This window comes from Brachybacterium alimentarium (assembly GCF_002332425.1).
Lineage (GTDB): Bacteria > Actinomycetota > Actinomycetes > Actinomycetales > Dermabacteraceae > Brachybacterium > Brachybacterium alimentarium.
Map to the genome: position 1 here is coordinate 1 of NZ_NRGS01000050.1, position 3,284 is coordinate 3,284.

Sequence of the window (3,284 nt, forward strand, 5' to 3'; positions counted from 1 at the left end):
CTGGTCCTGTGGCTGTGCTCCTACTGGGGCACGCGCTGGACGACGCTGCTGCCGGGGCTGTGGGCGGGGATCATCGGCGCGCTGGCGCCGGTGGTGGTGGGGCAGATCCTCGTCGGTCCGAACCATGACATCGGCGGGGATGCCGGCGCGCTCCAGACCATCGCGGCAGGAGTCCTCCTCGGACCGGTCCTGGTCACCGCCGCGGTGCGGCTGATCCGCAGCGGGGAACGGGGCCCTCTCGACGAGGGGCTCGTCCTCCGCGTCGGCCTGGTCGGGGCGGTCGCCGTGCTCGCGGCGGAGCTCGTGGTGACGTGGTTCAAACTTGCCGGGAGCGATCCGTGGGCGAGCGTGACCGGCGTTCTCACCCTGGTGCGTCTTGCTCTTCTGGCAGCGCTCGTGGTCTCTCTCGTGATGATGCGGCGCAGGGGCTCTCACCGGATGGCGGTCCCGGCCCTGCTGATCACCGTGTGGGTGGCGATCGGTGCGGCGATGACTCGCATTCCGCCACCGCAGTACTTCGTGCCCACGAGCATCCCTGAGGTGTTCATGGGGTTCGAGGTGCCGGATGCGCCGACCTTCGCGACGCTGATGAGCACAGGGAGGCTCAACCTGCTGTTCGCCGTCCTCGCCGTCGTCGGCATCGCGTCCTATCTCGCGATGGTGATCGTCCTGCGCCGCCGGGGCACGAGATGGCCCATCAGCCGCGTACTGCTGTGGTGTGGCGGCTGGCTGGTCGTTCTCGCGGCCACGAGCTCCGGGTTCGGAAAGTACTCCGCCCCCGACTTCGGCGTGCACATGGTGGTGCACATGAGCCTGTCGATGCTCGCTCCGATCCTCCTGGTCCAGGGCGGGGTGATCACGTTGATCCTGCGCACCGCACGCGCGGATCGACACCGAGCGGGCGTGCACTCATGGGTGACGCAGATCCTGCACTGGCGGCTGCTGCGGACCCTCTACCACCCGGCGGTCGTGTTCATCATCTTCATCGGCTCCTACTACGGCCTGTACTTCACTCCGCTGTTCGGCACGATGATGCGCTTCCACTGGGCGCACCAGCTGATGAACCTCCACTTCCTGGCCACGGGGTACGCGTACTACAGCCTGATCATCGGTGTGGACCGTCCGCCGCGCCCGCTGCCCCATATCGGGAAGCTCGGCTACACCTTCGCCGCGATGCCCTTCCACGCCTTCTTCGGAGTGGCCATCTACTCCTCGCCCACGCTGTTCGCCCAGACCTACTACGACTACCTCGCACTGCCGTGGGCGAACCTGTGGGAGTCCCAGAAGATGGCCGGCGCGGTGGCCTGGGCGGGTGGGGAGATCCCGCTGATCATCGCGATCGTCGCACTGTGCATCCAATGGGCGCGCCAGGACGACAAGGAGGCCCGTCGCCGGGATCGGCACCTCGACCGCGGCCTGGACACCGAGTTCGACGCCTACAACGACATGCTCAAGAAACTCTCGGACAGGGAACGCACCCGATGAACCACACCCCCACCGCACAGGCCGCCCCACCAGCCCTCTCCCTGGAGGAGCGGTACACCTTCGACGTCTCCGGGATGACCTGCGCGGCATGCGCGAATCGCATCGAGCGGAAGCTGAACAAGCTCGACGGCGTCAGCGCCACCGTCAACTACGCCACCGAGCGCGCCGTCGTCACGGGCATCACCTCACCGGCGCACGCGATCGATGTCATCCGCGGCGCCGGGTATGACGCCGCCGAGCACGACGACCAGGACGACGAGTGGTCGCGCCGCGCCAACGAGAACCGCATCGTGAGCCTGCGGCGCAGACTCATCACCGCAGCACTGCTCACCGTCCCCCTGATGGACCTCACCATCGCCCTCGCACTCATCGAGCAATGGCGGTTCCCCGGCTGGGAACTGCTGTGCGTCCTCCTCGCGGTCCCCGTCATCACGTGGGCGGCATGGCCCTTCCACCGGGCTGCCTGGAGGAACCTGCAGAACCGCTCCGTCAGCATGGACACTCTCGTCTCCATCGGCATCCTCACCTCGTTCGGCTGGGCCCTGGTCTCGATGCTCGCGGGCATCGACGCCGCCGACGGCGTGTGGCTCGGCATCGGCGAGGTCCCCGAGGGCGCCAACGCCCTGTACCTCGATGTCGCCGCGGGACTGACGACCTTCCAGCTCGCGGGCCGCTACTTCGAGACCCGCAGCCGGCGCCGCGCCGGCGACGTGCTCGGCGCGCTGTCCGCCCTCGGGGCACGGGAGGCCCGCCGTCGACGTGACGGGGTCGAGACGATGGTGCCGGTCGAGGAGCTCCGCACCGGGGACGTCGTGCTCGTGCGCCCCGGCGAGACGATCGCCGTCGACGGCCGGGTCATCGAGGGCACCGCCTCCCTCGACACCGGTGCGATGACTGGGGAATCCCTGCACCGCACCGTCGGACCGGGCGACGAGGTCATAGGCGGCACCGTCTCCGCGGACGGGATCCTCGCCCTCGAGGCGACCCGGGTCGGTGCCCACACCCAGCTCGCACAGATGGCCGCCATCGCCGAGCAGGCGCAGATCCGCAAGGCCCAGGTCCAGCACCTCGTCGACGCCGTGGTGCGCGTCTTCGTGCCCGTCGTCCTCGTCCTCACCGTGCTCGTCGCGTCTGCCTGGCTCCTCTCCGGTGCAGACCTGCCCACTGCGGTGACCAACGGGATCAGCGTGCTGATCATCGCCTGCCCCTGCGCCCTCGGCCTCGCCACCCCCACCGCGCTGATGGTCGGCGTCGGACGCGGCGCGCTGCTCGGGGTCCTGGTCAAGGGACAAGACGCTCTCGAAGCCAGCGGCAAGGTCACCACCGTCGTCCTGGACAAGACCGGAACCCTCACGCTCGGCGCCCCGCGCGTCATCGACATCCACCCCCACGGAGTCACCGCTGAGCAGCTGATGCGCCTGGCCGCGGGGGTCGAAGCATCCTCCGAGCACGCCGTCGCCGAAGCACTCCGCACCCACGCCGCGACCATGGTCGCCGACATCCCTGCCGCCACTGGGCACATCGTCTCCCCCGGTCACGGGATCAGCGCAACGATCAATGGTGAGAGCATCGCAGTCGGAAGCCCCGCCTTCATGCACGAATTGGGCGCCCACCTCAGCGGGCCGATGGAGGAAGCCGTCAGCGAGGCCGAGCAGGCAGGTCGCTCCACAGCGCTGGTCGCACGAGACGCAGAGGTCATCGGAGTAGTCACCCTCTCCGATGCGGTCAAGGAGGACGCCGCGGAGGCCGTCGCCGCACTGCACGGGCTCGGACTGCGGACGGTGCTGCTCACAGGGGAC

At 69.0% G+C, this 3,284-nt stretch carries 2 protein-coding genes; both read left to right on the forward strand.

Going from position 1 to position 3,284, the window contains the following annotated elements; all coding sequences use genetic code 11:
• Window positions 1-1,485: cytochrome c oxidase assembly protein (locus CIK71_RS17105; protein WP_096166877.1), on the forward strand; the 1,485-nt coding region annotated here is incomplete at its 5' end.
• Window positions 1,482-3,284, forward strand: a 1,803-nt coding sequence (locus CIK71_RS17110) for a heavy metal translocating P-type ATPase (protein WP_245857763.1), incomplete at its 3' end; no start/stop codon positions are given. The genes CIK71_RS17105 and CIK71_RS17110, both read left to right, overlap by 4 nt.